Raw genomic sequence first — 13,453 nt, forward strand, 5'->3', positions numbered from 1 at the left:
CACCATGGCCATGGCAGTCGGATCGCCCGATGGCGAAGAAGATGGGATGAATTCGGCCATCAACACCACGCCCCTGGTGGACGTGATGTTGGTGCTGCTGATCATCTTCCTGATCACCACGCCGGTGATCACGCAGAGCGTGAAGCTCGAACTGCCCAAGGAAGCCAACGTCCCCACGCAGACCAAGCCGGAGAACATCCTGCTGGCGGTCAGCAAGGAAGGCGAGTGGTACTGGGCCACCAAGCGCTACACCGACCTCGAGGCCCTGGTGTCCGACCTGAAGAAGGAATCGGTCAAGGAGCCGCAACCCGAGGTGCACATCCGTGGCGACATGGACTCGCGCTACGAGAGCGTGGGCAAGCTGGTGGTGGCCTGCCAGCGCGCGGGCATCGCCAAGGTCGGCTTCATCACCGAGCCGCCTCCGCGGAACTGAGGAACAGACATGGGCATGCAAGTAGGAGGGGCCGAGGACGACGGCCCGATGATCGAGATCAACACCACGCCGCTGATCGACGTGATGCTGGTGCTGATCATCATGCTGATCATCACGATCCCGATCCAGACGCACGCGGTGAAGATGAACATGCCGGTGGGGCCGAGCGCGGCGCCGCCCAAGCCGCCCGAGGTGGTGCGCATCGACGTCGACTTCGACGGCACGATCGGCTGGAACGGCACGGTGGTGGCCGACCGGGCGGATCTGGAGAACCGCCTGACCCAGGTGGCGGCAATGCCCGACCAGCCCGAGGTGCACCTGCGGCCGAACAAGCTGGTGAGCTACAAGGTGGTGGCCATGGTGATGGCCAGCGCACAGCGCCTGGGCGTCACCAAGATCGGCATCGTCGGCAACGAGCAGTTCATGAACTGACACGCGCACCCGCGCACTGACCCGAACCGAGAACTGCGATGACCAAGATCCACGCCCTGGCCGCCGCCGTGGCCCTTGCCGTGACGATGGGCACGGCCCACGCCCAGGCCCTGCGCCCCGAGGTGGGCAAGCCGCTGCAGCAGGCCTACGAGTTGATCAAGGCCGGCAAGGGCAAGGAAGCCCTGGCCAAGGTGCGCGAAGCCGAGGCCGTGGGCGGCAAGACGCCGACCGAAACCCTGCAGATCGAGCGCATGAAGGCCGCCGCCGCCCAGCGCGCGGGCGACCATGCCACCGCCATCCAGGCGCTGGAATCGCTGCACGGCAAGACCTCCGGCGCCGAGCAGGGCCAGATCGCCGAGCAGATCGCCTCGGCCTACGCCTCGGCCAAGGACAATGCCAAGGCCAGCCAGTGGGCGCAGAAGGCGGCCGCCGCCGGCAACAACAGCGCATCGCTGAAGCAGCTGCAGGCCTACCTGCAAGGCGCCAGCGGCGACTACAACGCGATCGCCAAGGACGCTGCCGCCGCCGTGCAGGCCGCCGAAGGCGCGGGCCGCAAGCCCGAGGAAGGCGACCTGCTGCGCCTGGCCGATGCGCAGCAGCGCACCGGCAATGCCGCGGGCCAGACCGCCACGCTCGAGAAGCTGCTGGCCAACTACCCGAAGAAGGACTACTGGGCCATCTACCTGGGCCGGGTGCGCAGCAAGGCCGGTTTCTCCGACCGCTATGCGCTCGACCTGATGCGCCTGAAGCTGGCCACCGGCAACCTGTCCAAGACCGAAGACTTCATGGAGATGGCCCAGCTCGCGCTGCAGGCCGGCCTGGCGTCCGAGGGCAAGGCCATCGTGGACAAGGGTTTCGCCTCCGGGGCCCTGGGCACCGGCGCCGAGGCCGAGCGCCACAAGCGCCTGCGCGACCTGGCGGTCAAGCAGGAGGCCGAGGGCAAAGGCTCGATCGAGCAGCGCGCCACGGCTGCGGCCAGCCAGAAGGACGGCAACGATCTGGTGCAGGTGGGCTATGCCTACGTCACGATGGGCCAGGTGGACAAGGGCCTGCCGCTGATCGAGCAGGGCATCGCCAAGGGCGGCCTGAAGCGCCCGGACGAGGCCAAGCTGCGCCTGGGCCTGGCCCAGCTGGCGGCCAAGAACAAGGCCAAGGCGGTGCAGACACTGCGCAGCGTGCAGGGCAACGACGGCGCGGCCGACATCGGCCGTCTGTGGGCGCTGTACGCCAACACCAACGGCGGCTGACACCCAGGCGCCACGCGCCCCACGGGGCGCTGCGACACAATGCCGAGGGCAGGGTTGATCCCCTGCCCTTTTTCATGGCCGCGACCGTCAGGCCGCGGCCGGTGACCAACGTCCACGCCCGCCCCCACGCTCATGGCCCTTCCCTATGTCCACGACCTCGGTGACGGCATCCACGTCATCGACACCGGCTTCCACCGCGACGACTTCGATGCCGCCTACCTGGTGGTGCAGGACGGCCATGCGCTGTTCGTCGACACCGGCACCAACTTCTCGGTGCCGCGCCTGCTGGCCGCGCTGGACGACCTGGGCCTGCCGCGCGACGCGGTGGACCACGTGATCCCCACCCATGTGCACCTCGACCATGCCGGCGGCGTGGGCCTGCTGATGCAGCAGCTGCCGCGCGCCACGGTGCTGGCGCATCCGCGCGGGGCGCGGCACATGGTCGACCCTTCCGCGCTGTACCAGGGCGCTCTGGCGGTGTACGGCCAGGCGCAGATGGACCGCGCCTACGGCCAGCTGCAGCCGGTGCCGGCCGAGCGCGTGCAGGCCACCACCGACGGCCAGACGCTGGACTGGCATGGCCGCGCGCTGCACTTCATCGACACGCCCGGCCATGCCAAGCACCACCACTGCCTGTGGGACGAGGCCAGCCGCAGCTGGTTCACCGGCGACACCTTCGGCCTGAGCTACCGCGAGCACGACACCGCCCGCGGCGCCTGGATCATGCCCACCTCCACCCCGGTGCAGTTCGAGCCCGAGGCGCTCAAGCGCTCGATCGACCGGCTGATGGCGCGCGACCCGCAGGCCATGCTGCTGACCCACTACAGCCGCGTGACCGACGTGCGGCGCCTGGCCGGCCTGCTGTTCGAGCAGATCGACGCGATGGTGGCCATGGCCCTGCCGCTGCGCGCGGCGCCTGATCGCCACGCCGCACTGCTGGCCGGACTGAACGCGCTGTACGCCGAGCAACTGCGCCGCCATGGCGTGACCGATCTGGCGGCCGCGCTGGCCGGCCTGGAACTGGATATCGAACTCAATGCCCAGGGCCTGGGCGTCTGGCTGGACCGGGACGACGGTCCGCGCTGAGCACCTCGCGGATCACCCGACGCCGCCGGGGACAGCCCCGCTGCGGCACACTGGCCACCTTGCCTGAGAACGGAACACCCTGATGCGAATGCTGCACACCATGCTGCGGGTCGGCAACCTGCAACGCTCGATCGACTTCTACACCCAGGTGCTGGGCATGCAGCTGCTGCGCACCACGCACCGGCCGGAGCAACAGTACGACCTGGCCTTCGTGGGCTACGGCGGCAACCCCGAGCAGGCCGAAATCGAGCTGACCTACAACTACGGCGTCGAGCAGTACGAACTGGGCACGGCCTACGGCCACATCGCCATCGGCGTGGCCGATGCCGCCGCCACCTGCGATGCCGTGCGCGCCAAGGCCGCGGCGCTGGGCGGCGCCATCACGCGCGAAGCCGGCCCGGTCAAGGGCGGCAGCACGGTGATCGCCTTCATCACCGATCCCGACGGCTACAAGATCGAGCTGATCCAGACCAGCCGGGCCTGACGCCCCACGGGCCCTGCGGCCTGCGCCGCACAGCCAAGCAAAACGGGCCCCGCAGGGCCCGTTGTCATGTCGGCGCCGTGGCGCCGGATCGCGCTGACCGGTCAGGCGTGCGCGGCGCGCAGCTTGCGCGAGAAGTCGGCCAGGGCCTCGATGCCGCTGGCCTCGGCCTTCTTGCACCAGGCCTGCAGATCGGCCACCAGCTGTTCGGCCGACACGTTGGTGCGGGTCCACAGCATGCGCAGTTCCTCGCGCATGGCCACCAGCTTGGCCAGTTGCGGGCTCTCGCTCATCACGCTGGCCAACTGCGGCTTCACGGCCTGCGGGATCTTCTCCTCGTCGCGGTGCAGCCAGCGTTGGGCCAGCTTGAATTCACCCAGGCGATGGGCAGACAGGCCCTGCTTCTTGACGCGGTCGAACTCGGCGGCGCAGGCGGCGCGCACATCGGCGGCATAGCGCGCCATCACCTCGTAGCGGTTGGCGATGATGGCTTCCAGCGTCTGGCTGTCGGCCACCGGCTTGATGCTGCCCAGTTGCAGTTGCGGCGGCGTCTTGCGCACCTTGGCCCAGCCCAGCTTCTCCATCGCGCAGATGTACATCCAGCCGATGTCGAACTCATACGGCTTGACCGAGAACTTGGCCGAGGTGGCGAAGGTGTGGTGGTTGTTGTGCAGCTCTTCGCCGCCGATCAGGATGCCCCAGGGCGAGACATTGGTGCTGGCGTCGGCCGCCTCGAAGTTGCGGTAGCCCCAGTAGTGGCCGATGCCGTTGATCACGCCGGTGGCCCACACCGGGATCCAGGCCATCTGGATGGCCCAGACGGTCAGGCCGATGGCGCCGAACAGCGCCACGTCGATGATCAGCATCAGGCCCACGCCCTGCCAGCTGTAGCGGGTGTAGAGGTTGCGCTCGATCCAGTCGTCGGGCGTGCCCTTGCCGTACTTGGTCAGGGTCTCGGCGTTCTTGGCCTCGGCACGGTAGAGCTCCACGCCGGTCAGCAGCAGGGCCTTCAGGCCGCGGGTCTGCGGGCTGTGCGGGTCTTCCTCGGTCTCGCACTTGGCGTGGTGCTTGCGGTGCACGGCGACGAATTCCTTGGTCACCATGCCCGTGGTCAGCCACAGCCAGAAGCGGAAGAAGTGGGACGGGATCGGTCCCAGTTCCAGCGCACGATGGGCCTGCGCACGGTGCAGGAAGATGGTGACGCCGCAGATGGTCAGGTGGGTGAGCACCAGGGTCACCAGCACCACTTGCCACCAGGTGGCGCTGGCCCACAGGCCATGGGCCAGCCAGTCGACCACAGCCATCCCCAACGAATTGAAATCGATCATTGCGTTCGCGATCCTGTCGGTCCGCGCACAACGCACGGAGTGCGACATTGTAGACGGGGCCCCCAGCGGCCCCGTTCGCCGAACAGACCCGTGAAAACCGCGTGCCCTTTGTGCTTCCACTACACTGCAAACACGAATAGTTCTTGTTGCGCTTGCGTTTGCCCCTCCTGGGGCGGGCGGCTGGCGCGCCATCCGTCCGGAGCCTGCATCCATGTCCTTCGTGTCCCGCCTGCGTCCCCTCGCCCTCGCCGCGCTGGCCCTGGCCAGCAGCCTGGCCTCGGCCGACGACAAGGTACTCAACCTCTACAGCGCACGCCACTACCAGACCGACGAGGCGCTGTACGCCAACTTCACCAAGGCCACCGGCATCACGATCAACCGTGTGGATGCCGACGACGCCGGCCTGCTGGCCCGCCTGAAGAACGAAGGCGCCTCCAGCCCGGCCGACGTGGTGCTGCTGGTGGACGCCGCCCGGCTGTGGAAGGCCGAGGCCGACGGTCTTTTCCAGCCGGTGAAGTCGGCCGTGCTGGAGCAGCGCATTCCGGCCACGCTGCGGGGCCAGGACAGCGGCAAGGGCTCGGCCTGGTTCGGCCTGTCCACCCGCGCGCGCATGGTCGTCTACAACAAGGCCAGCGTGCAGCGCGAGGACGTGGACACCTACGCCGAACTGGCCGAGCCCAAGAACAAGGGCCGCCTGTGCACCCGCTCGGGCGCGCACCCGTACAACCTGTCGCTGTTCGGCTCGGTGCTGGAGCACATCGGCCCCGAGAAGACCGAAGCCTGGCTGCGCGGCCTGGTGGCGAACATGGCCCGCGCGCCCAAGGGCGGCGACACCGACCAGATCAAGGCCGTGGCCAGCGGTGAATGCCAGGTGGCACTGACCAACAGCTACTACCTCGCCCGACTGCTGCGCTCGGACAAGCCCGAGGACAAGGCCGTGGTCGACAAGATCGGCATGGTCTTCCCCGACCAGCAGGGCTTCGGCACGCACGTCAACATCGCCGGCGGCGCGGTGGCCGCCCACGCCCGCAACCGGGCCGCCGCGGTGCAGTTCCTCGAGTACCTGGCCGGCAACGAGGCGCAGGCCTATTTCGCCAACGGCAACAACGAGTGGCCGGTGGCCAAGGGCCTGAAGCTGGCCAATCCGGCGCTCGATGCGATGGGCAGCTTCAAGCAGGAGGCGGTGCCGGTGGCCGCCGTGGGTGCCAACCAAGCCCGCGTGCAGCAGATGCTGGACCGCGTCGGCTACAAGTGATGTGCGCGCCGGGCGCGCCGCGCGCTCAGGCCGCGTCGGCGCCCGGACGGTTCATCGTGCGCGCCAGCATCACCACCGGCAGCAGGCCCACCAGCACGATGGCCACCGAGGGCAGCGCGGCCTCGGCCAGGCGCTCGTCGCGCGCCAGGTTGTAGGCCACCACCGCCAGCGTGTCGCTGCCGAAGGGCCGCAGCACCAGCGTGGCGGGCAGCTCCTTCATGGTGTCGACGAACACCAGCAGCGCCGCCGCCAGCGCCGGCCGGCGCATCAGCGGCAGGTGCACCTGCCAGAACAGGCGGCCCGCGCCGGCGCCCAGCATGCGCGTGGTTTCGTCCACGGCCATCGGCACCCGGGCGTAGCCGGCCTCCACCGATTGCAGCGCCACAGCCGAGAAGCGCACCAGGTAGGCCAGCACCACGCCGGCCAGCGTGCCGGTGACGAAGCCGGCCGCGCCCAGCTGCGGCCAGCGGGCCTGCAACCAGCCCACCGGCAGCATCAGGCCGATGGCCACCACCGCGCCGGGCACGGCATAGCCCAGCGACAGCAGCCGGGCCGCCAGCGGCAGCGCCCGGCCGGTAGCGCCGCCGGCCGCCGGGCGGCGCAGCGCGAAGCCCAGCGCCAGCGCCAGCGCGGTGGCCAGCACGGCGGCCAGCGCCGCCAGCCGGAAGCTGGCCCAGGCCCAGTCGGCAAAGCGCAGCCACGACCAGCCCTCGGCGCCGGCCGCCCATTCGCGCACCAGCATGGCCCCCAGCCAGCCCACAGGCAGCACGAAGCCCAGCAGCACCGGCAGCGCGCACCACAGCACGGCCAGGGCCGCCGCCAGACCGTGCAGCGGCATCGGCTGGGCCTCGCGGCCCGGCGTGCCGCGGCCGGCTGCGAAACGCAGGCGCGCCTGGGCGCGGCGCTCCAGCGCCAGCAGCAGGGCCACCACCACCAGCAGCACCGACGACAGCTGCGCCGCCGCCACCGCGTCGTTCATCGACAGCCAGGCGCGGTAGATGCCGGTGGTGAAGGTGCCCAGGCCGAAATAGGCGCCCACGCCGTAGTCGGCCAGGGTCTCCATCAGCGCCAGCGCCACGCCGGCCATCACCGCCGGCCGCGCCAGCGGCAGGGCCACGCGCAGCACGCGCCGCAGCGCCCCGGCCCCCATCAGCCGGGCCGCTTCCAGCAGGTGCACCGCGCGCTCGCCCAGGGCCACCCGGGTCAGCAGGTAGACGTAGGGATACAGGCACAACGTGAACAGCGCCACCGCGCCGCCCAGGCTGCGGATGTCGGGCCACAGCGCGCCCTGGGCGCCGGTGCGCTCGCGCAGCCAGGTCTGCACCGGGCCGCTGTACTGCAGCGCGTCGGTGTAGGCATAAGCCAGCACATAGGCCGGCATGGCCATCGGCAGCAGCAGCGCCCATTCGGCCACGCCGCGCCCCGGAAACCGGCACAGCGCCACCAGCGCCGCCGTGCTCACGCCCAGCAGCGCCACGCCCACGGCCACCGCCAGCGACAGCCACAGCGACTCGAGTGCGTAACCGGGCAGCACGGTCTGGGCCTGGTGCCGCAGCACCGCCAGGGCCTGGGCATCGGTGCCCAGCCAACTGCCCAGCACCGACAGCACCGGCAGCGCCAGCACGGCGCACACCGCCAGCAACAGCCCCCGCATCATCGGGCGCAGGCGCTCATCGACGGGGCGGGCCAGCGGTGACGGGGTGGGTCCTGCGGGTTCATTGCCACGATTGTCGCGCGGCTATCATCGTTCGATGTTCCTGCAACTCGATCAGGTGCAGGTGCGCTACCGGCGCGCCAGCACCCCCCGTCCGGCGGTGGACGGTGTGACACTGGCCATGGCACCCGGCCAGATCGGCGTGCTGATCGGTCCGTCGGGCTGCGGCAAGACCTCGCTGCTGCGCGCGGTGGCCGGGCTGGAGCCGCTGGCCGGCGGCCGCATCGTCATGGACGGCCGCGTGCTGGCCGATGCCGCGCAGGGCCAGCAGGTGCCGGCCGAGCAGCGCCGCATCGGCATGGTGTTCCAGGATTTCGCGTTGTTCCCGCACCTGAGCGTGGCCGACAACGTGGCCTTCGGCCTGCAGGGCCTGGCCAAGGCTGAACGCCCGGCGCGGGTGCGCGACATGCTGGCGCTGGTGGGGCTGGAGGCGCTGGCCCAGCGAATGCCGCACCAGCTGTCGGGCGGCCAGCAGCAGCGCGTGGCGCTGGCGCGCGCGCTGGCGCCGCGCCCGGCGCTGCTGCTGATGGACGAGCCCTTCTCCAGCCTGGACGTGGAGTTGCGCGAGCGCCTGGCGCAGGACGTGCGCGAGATCCTGCAGCGCCACGGCACCGGGGCGCTGGTGGTCACGCACGACCAGTTCGAGGCCTTCGCGCTCGGCGACGTGATCGGCGTCATGCAGCAGGGCCAGCTGGCGCAGTGGGACGATGCCTACACCCTCTACCACCGCCCCGCCACGCGCTTCGTGGCGCAGTTCATCGGCCACGGCGTGTTCACGCCGGCCCGCGTGGTGCAGGGCCCCGACGGCCCGCGCGTGCACACGCCGCTGGGCCTGCTGGACGACGCGGCCGAGTGCCCGATGCCGGACGCCTATCCGGCCGGCGAGTGCGATGTGCTGCTGCGCGCCGACGACATCGTGCACGACGACGCCAGCCCGGTGCGCGCCTGCATCGAGCGCAAGGCCTTCCGCGGCTCGGAGTTCTTGTACACGCTGCGCCTGGGCAGCGGTGAGCGGGTGCTGGCCCATGTGCCCTCGCACCACGACCACCAGGTGGGCGAGTGGATCGGCATCCGCCCCGAGATCGACCACGTGGTCACGTTCGGGCGCGGCGACGCCGACCCGCACTGAGCGGGCCGCGGCTCAGTCGCGCTGCCACACCGCGGCGAAGAAGCCGTCGGTGGCATGCCGGTGCGGCCACAGCCGCAGGTACGGGCCCTGCACCAGCGACTCGGCCCCGCCGACCTGGGCCTTGGCCAGCACTTCGGCGGCGTCCAGCGGCCGGAAGTCCGGGTGCGCGGCGCCGAAGGCCTCGGCCACGCGCTCGTTTTCGTCGGCCAGCAGGCTGCAGGTGGCGTAGACCAGGCGGCCGCCGGGCTTGAGCAGGCGCGCCGCGCTGTCGAGGATGGCCGTCTGCTTGGCGTTGAGTTCGGCCACGGCCTGCGGGCTCTGGCGCCACTTCAGGTCGGGGTTGCGGCGCAAGGTGCCCAGGCCCGAGCACGGCGCATCGACCAGCACGCGGTCGATCTTGCCGGTCAGGCGCTTGATGCGCTCGTCGCGCTCGTGGGCGATCTGCGCCGGGTGGATGTTGCTCAGCCCGCTGCGCGCCATGCGCGGCTTGAGGGCATCCAGCCGGTGGCCCGACACATCGAAGGCATAGAGCCGGCCGGTGGAGCGCATGGCCGCGCCCAGCGCCAGCGTCTTGCCGCCGGCGCCGGCACAGAAGTCGACCACCATCTCGCCGCGCTTGGCATCGACCAGCAGCGACAGCAGCTGGCTGCCCTCGTCCTGCACCTCGACATCGCCGCGGTTGAACATCGCCAGCTTCTGCAGCGCCGGTTTGCCCTGCACGCGGATGCCCCAGGGCGAATGCGGCGTCGGTGCGGCCTGCACGCCCAGGGCCTTGAGCTCCTGCAGGATGTCCTCGCGCTTGGCCTTGAGCGTGTTGACGCGCAGGTCCAGCGGCGCGCCCTGGTCCATCGAGGCCACCAGTTGCCAGAAGTCGGCATGCTCGGGCGCCCCGCCCAGCTGCTGCTTCAGCGCATTGGCCATCCAGTCGGGCAGGTTGTGGCGCAGCTTCTCGGGCAGGCCGGACAGATCGATCTCGCGCACCTGGGCGCGCCAGGTCTGCTCGTGGGGGCCCACGGCGCCGCGCAGCTGGTTGGCATCGCCGGCCCAGGCCAGCAGGGCCAGGCGGCGTTCCAGTGCGCCGCTGCCGCTTTGCGCCAGGTGCTGCAGCTGCGGGCGGCGGCGCAGCACCGCGTAGGCGGTTTCGGCCAGCGCGTGGCGTTCGCGCGGGCCCAGGTTCTTGTGCTTGCGGAAAAAGGCCGAGACGATGCCGTCGGCCGGCGCGTCGAGCTTGAGCACGGCACGCAGCAGCTCGGTGGTGAGGTCCAGCAGGGCGGAGGGATGCATCGCCCGGATTATCCCAGGCCCCCGGCGCCGCCGGCGTCAGCGCAGATCGGCCTTGGGCGCGATGCCCAGCAGCGCGTCGCGCAGCAGGTGGTCGGCCGGCCGCTCGCCGAACCAGATGCGCAGCACCATGTGGAAGAACTCGTCGTCGCCCACCGGGGCGCCCTGGGGCTGGCCGGCAATGAAGAACTGCGTGCCCTTGCCGGGCACGAAGTCCATCGCGAAGCTGTCGCCCGGCATCAGCTTGCTGCGCCCCGAGAAGATCTCGATGAAGCGCGTCATCGACGGCAGGTGGCGGTTCATCTCATCGGGCCGGGCGTTGTCGGTCAGGCCCTTGACGAACAGGCGGCCCAGGTCGGTGCCGGGCAGCTCGCGCTGGGCCACGAACTGCAGGCGCTTGGGGCCGGGCAGCGCCAGCAGTTCGGCCGGCGAGGCCACCTTGCGCGTGGTGTACAGGCCCATGTCGTAGACGCGGAACACGGCCTTGTAGCGCGTGCCCGCGCCGTTGAGCAGCAGCGCCTGGCCCTGCAGCGTGGCGCCGGGTTCGAAGCGCGTGGCGGGCGCGGCCAGCAGCGCCTGGGCCGGCAGCAGCGCCAGCGCCACGGCCAGCGGCAGCATCATCAGCCCGGCCTGGCGGCCACGGGCATGGGCGGGGCGCATCGTCGACTCCTCCTGAACGCGCGTTGTGTGTTTGCGCCGGATTGTCGGCGTTCGCCGGCCGGGGCGCCTCCGCCGGACAGCCGATGCACCGGCCGCGGCACCGGCCTGGCGCCGGCCGGCCGTGGCAGCGCGACCCTGACGCGCCCGGGACGGCTACAGTGGCCGCATGAGCCACGATCTGCCCGCCCTGCCCCCCACGCCCACCGGCCGCTACCGCCACTACAAAGGCAACGAGTACGAGGTGGTGGGCGCCGCGCGCCACAGCGAGACGCTGGAGCCGCTGGTGGTCTACCGCCCGCTGTACGGCGAGGGCGCGCTGTGGGTGCGCCCGCACGCCATGTTCTTCGAACAGGTGACCATCGACGGCGTCACGCAGCCGCGCTTCGCGAAGATCGGCTGAGCCGGCGCGCAGCCGCCCCTGCCCCTGCCCCTGCCCCCCGGCGTCAGCCCAGCAGCAGCTGCGAGGCGCCGCCGCGGTGGCGCACCACGCCGGCGGTGTCCACCTGCAGCTCGTCGCTGACGAACCAGCGCACCGCCTGCGGGTAGATCACATGCTCCACGGCCAGCACGCGCGCGGCCAGGGCCTCGGGCGTGTCATCGGGCTGCACCGGCACGGCAGCCTGGGCGACGATGGGCCCATGGTCGAGCGCCGGGGTGACGAAGTGCACCGTGGCGCCGGCCAGCTTGCAGCCGGCCTCGATGGCGCGGCGGTGCGTGTGCAGGCCGGCAAAGGCCGGCAACAGCGACGGGTGGATGTTCAGCAGCCGCCCGGCGTAGCGCTGCACGAAGGCGTCGCCCAGGATGCGCATGAAGCCGGCCAGCACCACCAGGTCGGGCGCATGGGCGTCGATGGCCGCGGCCAGTGCGGCGTCGAAGGCCTCGCGGCTGGCGTGCGCCGTGTGGTCGACCACCGTGGTGGCGATGCCATGGCCGGCGGCGAAGGCCAGGCCCGAGGCGCCCGGCCGGTTGGCGATCACGGCGGCCACCTGCGCGGGCCAGCCCTCGGCGGCGCAACGCTGCACGATGGCCTCCATGTTGCTGCCGCGGCCGGAGATGAGGATGACGATGCGCTTCATGGTGAAGGGGCGGGAGTGTAGCCGCGGGCCGCGCCGCCCTGCTCTGACAGAATCGCCCCTCCCGCAGATTCCCACGATTCCCCGGATCGCCACCCGCCATGTCCACCAGCGCCCCTGCCGCCCTGCCGCCCAAGTCCCGCGTGCTCTCGGGAATGCGCCCCACCGGGGCCCTGCACCTGGGCCACTACCACGGCGCGCTGAAGAACTGGGTGCGACTGCAGGACGAGCACGACTGCTTCTACTTCGTGGCCGACTGGCATGCGCTGACCACGCACTACGAAGACCCCGCGGTCATCGAGCGCAGCGTCTACGACATGGTCATCGACTGGCTGGCCGCCGGCCTCGACCCCGAGAAGGCCACCATCTTCATCCAGAGCCGGCTGCCCGAGCATGCCGAGCTGTTCACGCTGCTGGCCATGGGCACGCCGCTGGGCTGGCTGGAGCGTGTGCCGACCTACAAGGACCAGATCGAGAAGCTCAAGGACAAGGACCTGGCCACCTACGGCTTCCTGGGCTACCCGCTGCTGCAGGCCGCCGACATCCTGATCTACAAGGCCACCTACGTGCCGGTGGGCGAGGACCAGGCCTCGCACGTGGAGCTCACGCGCGAGGTGGCGCGCCGCTTCAACCACCTGTACGGCCGCAGCAAGGACTTCGACGCCAAGGTGGCTGCCGCACTGGCCAAGCTGGGCAAGGACGACACGCGCTACTTCGAGAAGCAGCGCAAGGCCTTCGGCGAGACCGGCGCCGCCGAGGCCCTGGCCAAGGGCGAGGGCATCGTGCGCAAGGCCGCCGTGGTGCTGGACGAGACCGAGACCGAGCTGCTGCTGGGCCACCTGAAGGGCAGCGGCCGCAGCGTGCTGCAGGAGCCGCTGGCCCTGCACACCGAGGTGGCCAAGCTGCCCGGCCTGGACGGCGGCAAGATGAGCAAGAGCTACGGCAACACCATCGCGATGCGCGAGGAGCCCGAGGTGGTGCGCCAGAAGATCGCCCGCATGCCCACCGACCCGCAGCGCCAGCGCCGCACCGACGTGGGCGACCCGGCGCGCTGCCCGGTGTGGCAGTTCCACGAGGTGTACTCCGACGAGGCCACCAAGACCTGGGCGCGCCAGGGCTGCACCACGGCCGGCATCGGCTGCCTGGACTGCAAGGCCCCGGTGGCCGACGCCGTGATCCGCGAGCAGCAACCCTGGCGCGAGCGCGCCGAAACCTACCTGGCCAACCCCAAGCAGGTGCACTGGATCGTCGAGATGGGCACCGAGCGGGCCCGCACCGTGGCGCGCCAGACCATGAAGGACGTGCGCGAGGCCATGGGCCTCAGGTACTGACCC

14 protein-coding genes are annotated in these 13,453 nt (G+C 70.9%); 9 read left to right on the forward strand and 5 right to left on the reverse strand.

Translation table 11 applies throughout. The features are described 5' to 3' along the window. The first annotated feature begins 4 nt into the window (after positions 1 to 4). The 5 genes from AACH10_RS00680 (at position 5) to gloA (ending at position 3,682) form a co-directional block, all read left to right on the forward strand. On the forward strand, positions 5 to 433 hold the full coding sequence (locus AACH10_RS00680; RefSeq protein WP_341408422.1) for an ExbD/TolR family protein: 429 nt from the start codon (positions 5 to 7) through the stop codon (positions 431 to 433). 9 nt (positions 434 to 442) lie between these two features. Further along, the gene (locus AACH10_RS00685; RefSeq protein WP_341408423.1) at positions 443 to 865 is read left to right on the forward strand and encodes an ExbD/TolR family protein; all 423 of its coding nucleotides are present in this window, start codon (positions 443 to 445) and stop codon (positions 863 to 865) included. 38 nt (positions 866 to 903) lie between these two features. After that, positions 904 to 2,112: a tetratricopeptide repeat protein gene (locus tag AACH10_RS00690; RefSeq protein ID WP_341408424.1), complete on the forward strand. Its 1,209-nt coding sequence runs from the start codon at positions 904 to 906 to the stop codon at positions 2,110 to 2,112. A 132-nt stretch (positions 2,113 to 2,244) separates the two neighbouring features. Further along, the gene (locus AACH10_RS00695) at positions 2,245 to 3,198 is read left to right on the forward strand and encodes an MBL fold metallo-hydrolase (RefSeq protein ID WP_341408425.1); all 954 of its coding nucleotides are present in this window, start codon (positions 2,245 to 2,247) and stop codon (positions 3,196 to 3,198) included. Between the two features lie 82 nt (positions 3,199 to 3,280). Continuing rightward, positions 3,281 to 3,682: a lactoylglutathione lyase gene (gene gloA, locus AACH10_RS00700; protein ID WP_341408426.1), complete on the forward strand. Its 402-nt coding sequence runs from the start codon at positions 3,281 to 3,283 to the stop codon at positions 3,680 to 3,682. A 101-nt stretch (positions 3,683 to 3,783) separates the two neighbouring features. On the opposite strand, the gene AACH10_RS00705 is transcribed toward gloA, so the two are convergent. Then, a complete protein-coding gene (locus AACH10_RS00705; protein ID WP_341408427.1) occupies positions 3,784 to 4,983 on the reverse strand; it encodes a DesA family fatty acid desaturase in 1,200 nt (399 codons plus the stop codon). 235 nt (positions 4,984 to 5,218) lie between these two features. Here AACH10_RS00705 and AACH10_RS00710 point away from each other — a divergent pair, with 235 nt between their 5' ends. Beyond that, on the forward strand, positions 5,219 to 6,262 hold the full coding sequence (locus tag AACH10_RS00710) for an extracellular solute-binding protein (protein WP_341408428.1): 1,044 nt from the start codon (positions 5,219 to 5,221) through the stop codon (positions 6,260 to 6,262). Between the two features lie 25 nt (positions 6,263 to 6,287). On the opposite strand, the gene AACH10_RS00715 is transcribed toward AACH10_RS00710, so the two are convergent. Continuing rightward, the gene (locus tag AACH10_RS00715) at positions 6,288 to 7,916 is read right to left on the reverse strand and encodes an ABC transporter permease (RefSeq protein ID WP_341409185.1); all 1,629 of its coding nucleotides are present in this window, start codon (positions 7,914 to 7,916) and stop codon (positions 6,288 to 6,290) included. Positions 7,917 to 8,013: 97 nt separating this feature from the next. Here AACH10_RS00715 and AACH10_RS00720 point away from each other — a divergent pair, with 97 nt between their 5' ends. After that, complete coding sequence (locus AACH10_RS00720) at positions 8,014 to 9,105, forward strand: ABC transporter ATP-binding protein (protein ID WP_341408429.1); 1,092 nt, start codon at positions 8,014 to 8,016, stop codon at positions 9,103 to 9,105. A gap of 12 nt (positions 9,106 to 9,117) precedes the next feature. On the opposite strand, the gene AACH10_RS00725 is transcribed toward AACH10_RS00720, so the two are convergent. Next, on the reverse strand, positions 9,118 to 10,389 hold the full coding sequence (locus tag AACH10_RS00725; RefSeq protein ID WP_341408430.1) for an RsmB/NOP family class I SAM-dependent RNA methyltransferase: 1,272 nt from the start codon (positions 10,387 to 10,389) through the stop codon (positions 9,118 to 9,120). Positions 10,390 to 10,425: 36 nt separating this feature from the next. Further along, positions 10,426 to 11,046, reverse strand: coding sequence for a chalcone isomerase family protein (locus AACH10_RS00730; RefSeq protein WP_341408431.1), 621 nt, complete (start codon positions 11,044 to 11,046; stop codon positions 10,426 to 10,428). 166 nt (positions 11,047 to 11,212) lie between these two features. Here AACH10_RS00730 and AACH10_RS00735 point away from each other — a divergent pair, with 166 nt between their 5' ends. Further along, positions 11,213 to 11,446, forward strand: a complete 234-nt coding sequence (locus AACH10_RS00735) for a DUF1653 domain-containing protein (RefSeq protein WP_341408432.1) — start codon at positions 11,213 to 11,215, stop codon at positions 11,444 to 11,446. A 43-nt stretch (positions 11,447 to 11,489) separates the two neighbouring features. On the opposite strand, the gene purN is transcribed toward AACH10_RS00735, so the two are convergent. Continuing rightward, entirely contained in the window at positions 11,490 to 12,122 is a 633-nt protein-coding gene (purN, locus tag AACH10_RS00740; RefSeq protein WP_341408433.1) for a phosphoribosylglycinamide formyltransferase, read from the reverse strand. 98 nt (positions 12,123 to 12,220) lie between these two features. On the opposite strand from purN, the gene AACH10_RS00745 reads away from it, so the two are divergent. Then, positions 12,221 to 13,450, forward strand: coding sequence for a tryptophan--tRNA ligase (locus AACH10_RS00745; protein ID WP_341408434.1), 1,230 nt, complete (start codon positions 12,221 to 12,223; stop codon positions 13,448 to 13,450). Positions 13,451 to 13,453 lie beyond the last annotated feature (3 nt).

It is taken from the genome of Pseudaquabacterium inlustre (assembly GCF_038066595.1).
GTDB lineage: Bacteria > Pseudomonadota > Gammaproteobacteria > Burkholderiales > Burkholderiaceae_C > Pseudaquabacterium > Pseudaquabacterium inlustre.

Bases quoted from the DNA above. Each gene is read 5' to 3' on its own strand.
- AACH10_RS00730 (WP_341408431.1), bottom strand. From the start codon at position 11,046: ATGCGCCCCGCCCATGCCCGTGGCCGCCAGGCCGGGCTGATGATGCTG.
- gloA (WP_341408426.1), top strand. From the start codon at position 3,281: ATGCGAATGCTGCACACCATGCTGCGGGTCGGCAACCTGCAACGCTCG.
- AACH10_RS00685 (WP_341408423.1), top strand. From the start codon at position 443: ATGGGCATGCAAGTAGGAGGGGCCGAGGACGACGGCCCGATGATCGAG.
- AACH10_RS00720 (WP_341408429.1), top strand. From the start codon at position 8,014: ATGTTCCTGCAACTCGATCAGGTGCAGGTGCGCTACCGGCGCGCCAGC.
- AACH10_RS00695 (WP_341408425.1), top strand. From the start codon at position 2,245: ATGGCCCTTCCCTATGTCCACGACCTCGGTGACGGCATCCACGTCATC.
- AACH10_RS00690 (WP_341408424.1), top strand. From the start codon at position 904: ATGACCAAGATCCACGCCCTGGCCGCCGCCGTGGCCCTTGCCGTGACG.
- AACH10_RS00710 (WP_341408428.1), top strand. From the start codon at position 5,219: ATGTCCTTCGTGTCCCGCCTGCGTCCCCTCGCCCTCGCCGCGCTGGCC.
- purN (WP_341408433.1), bottom strand. From the start codon at position 12,122: ATGAAGCGCATCGTCATCCTCATCTCCGGCCGCGGCAGCAACATGGAG.
- AACH10_RS00735 (WP_341408432.1), top strand. From the start codon at position 11,213: ATGAGCCACGATCTGCCCGCCCTGCCCCCCACGCCCACCGGCCGCTAC.
- AACH10_RS00725 (WP_341408430.1), bottom strand. From the start codon at position 10,389: ATGCATCCCTCCGCCCTGCTGGACCTCACCACCGAGCTGCTGCGTGCC.
- AACH10_RS00680 (WP_341408422.1), top strand. From the start codon at position 5: ATGGCCATGGCAGTCGGATCGCCCGATGGCGAAGAAGATGGGATGAAT.
- AACH10_RS00705 (WP_341408427.1), bottom strand. From the start codon at position 4,983: ATGGCTGTGGTCGACTGGCTGGCCCATGGCCTGTGGGCCAGCGCCACC.
- AACH10_RS00745 (WP_341408434.1), top strand. From the start codon at position 12,221: ATGTCCACCAGCGCCCCTGCCGCCCTGCCGCCCAAGTCCCGCGTGCTC.
- AACH10_RS00715 (WP_341409185.1), bottom strand. From the start codon at position 7,916: ATGCGGGGGCTGTTGCTGGCGGTGTGCGCCGTGCTGGCGCTGCCGGTG.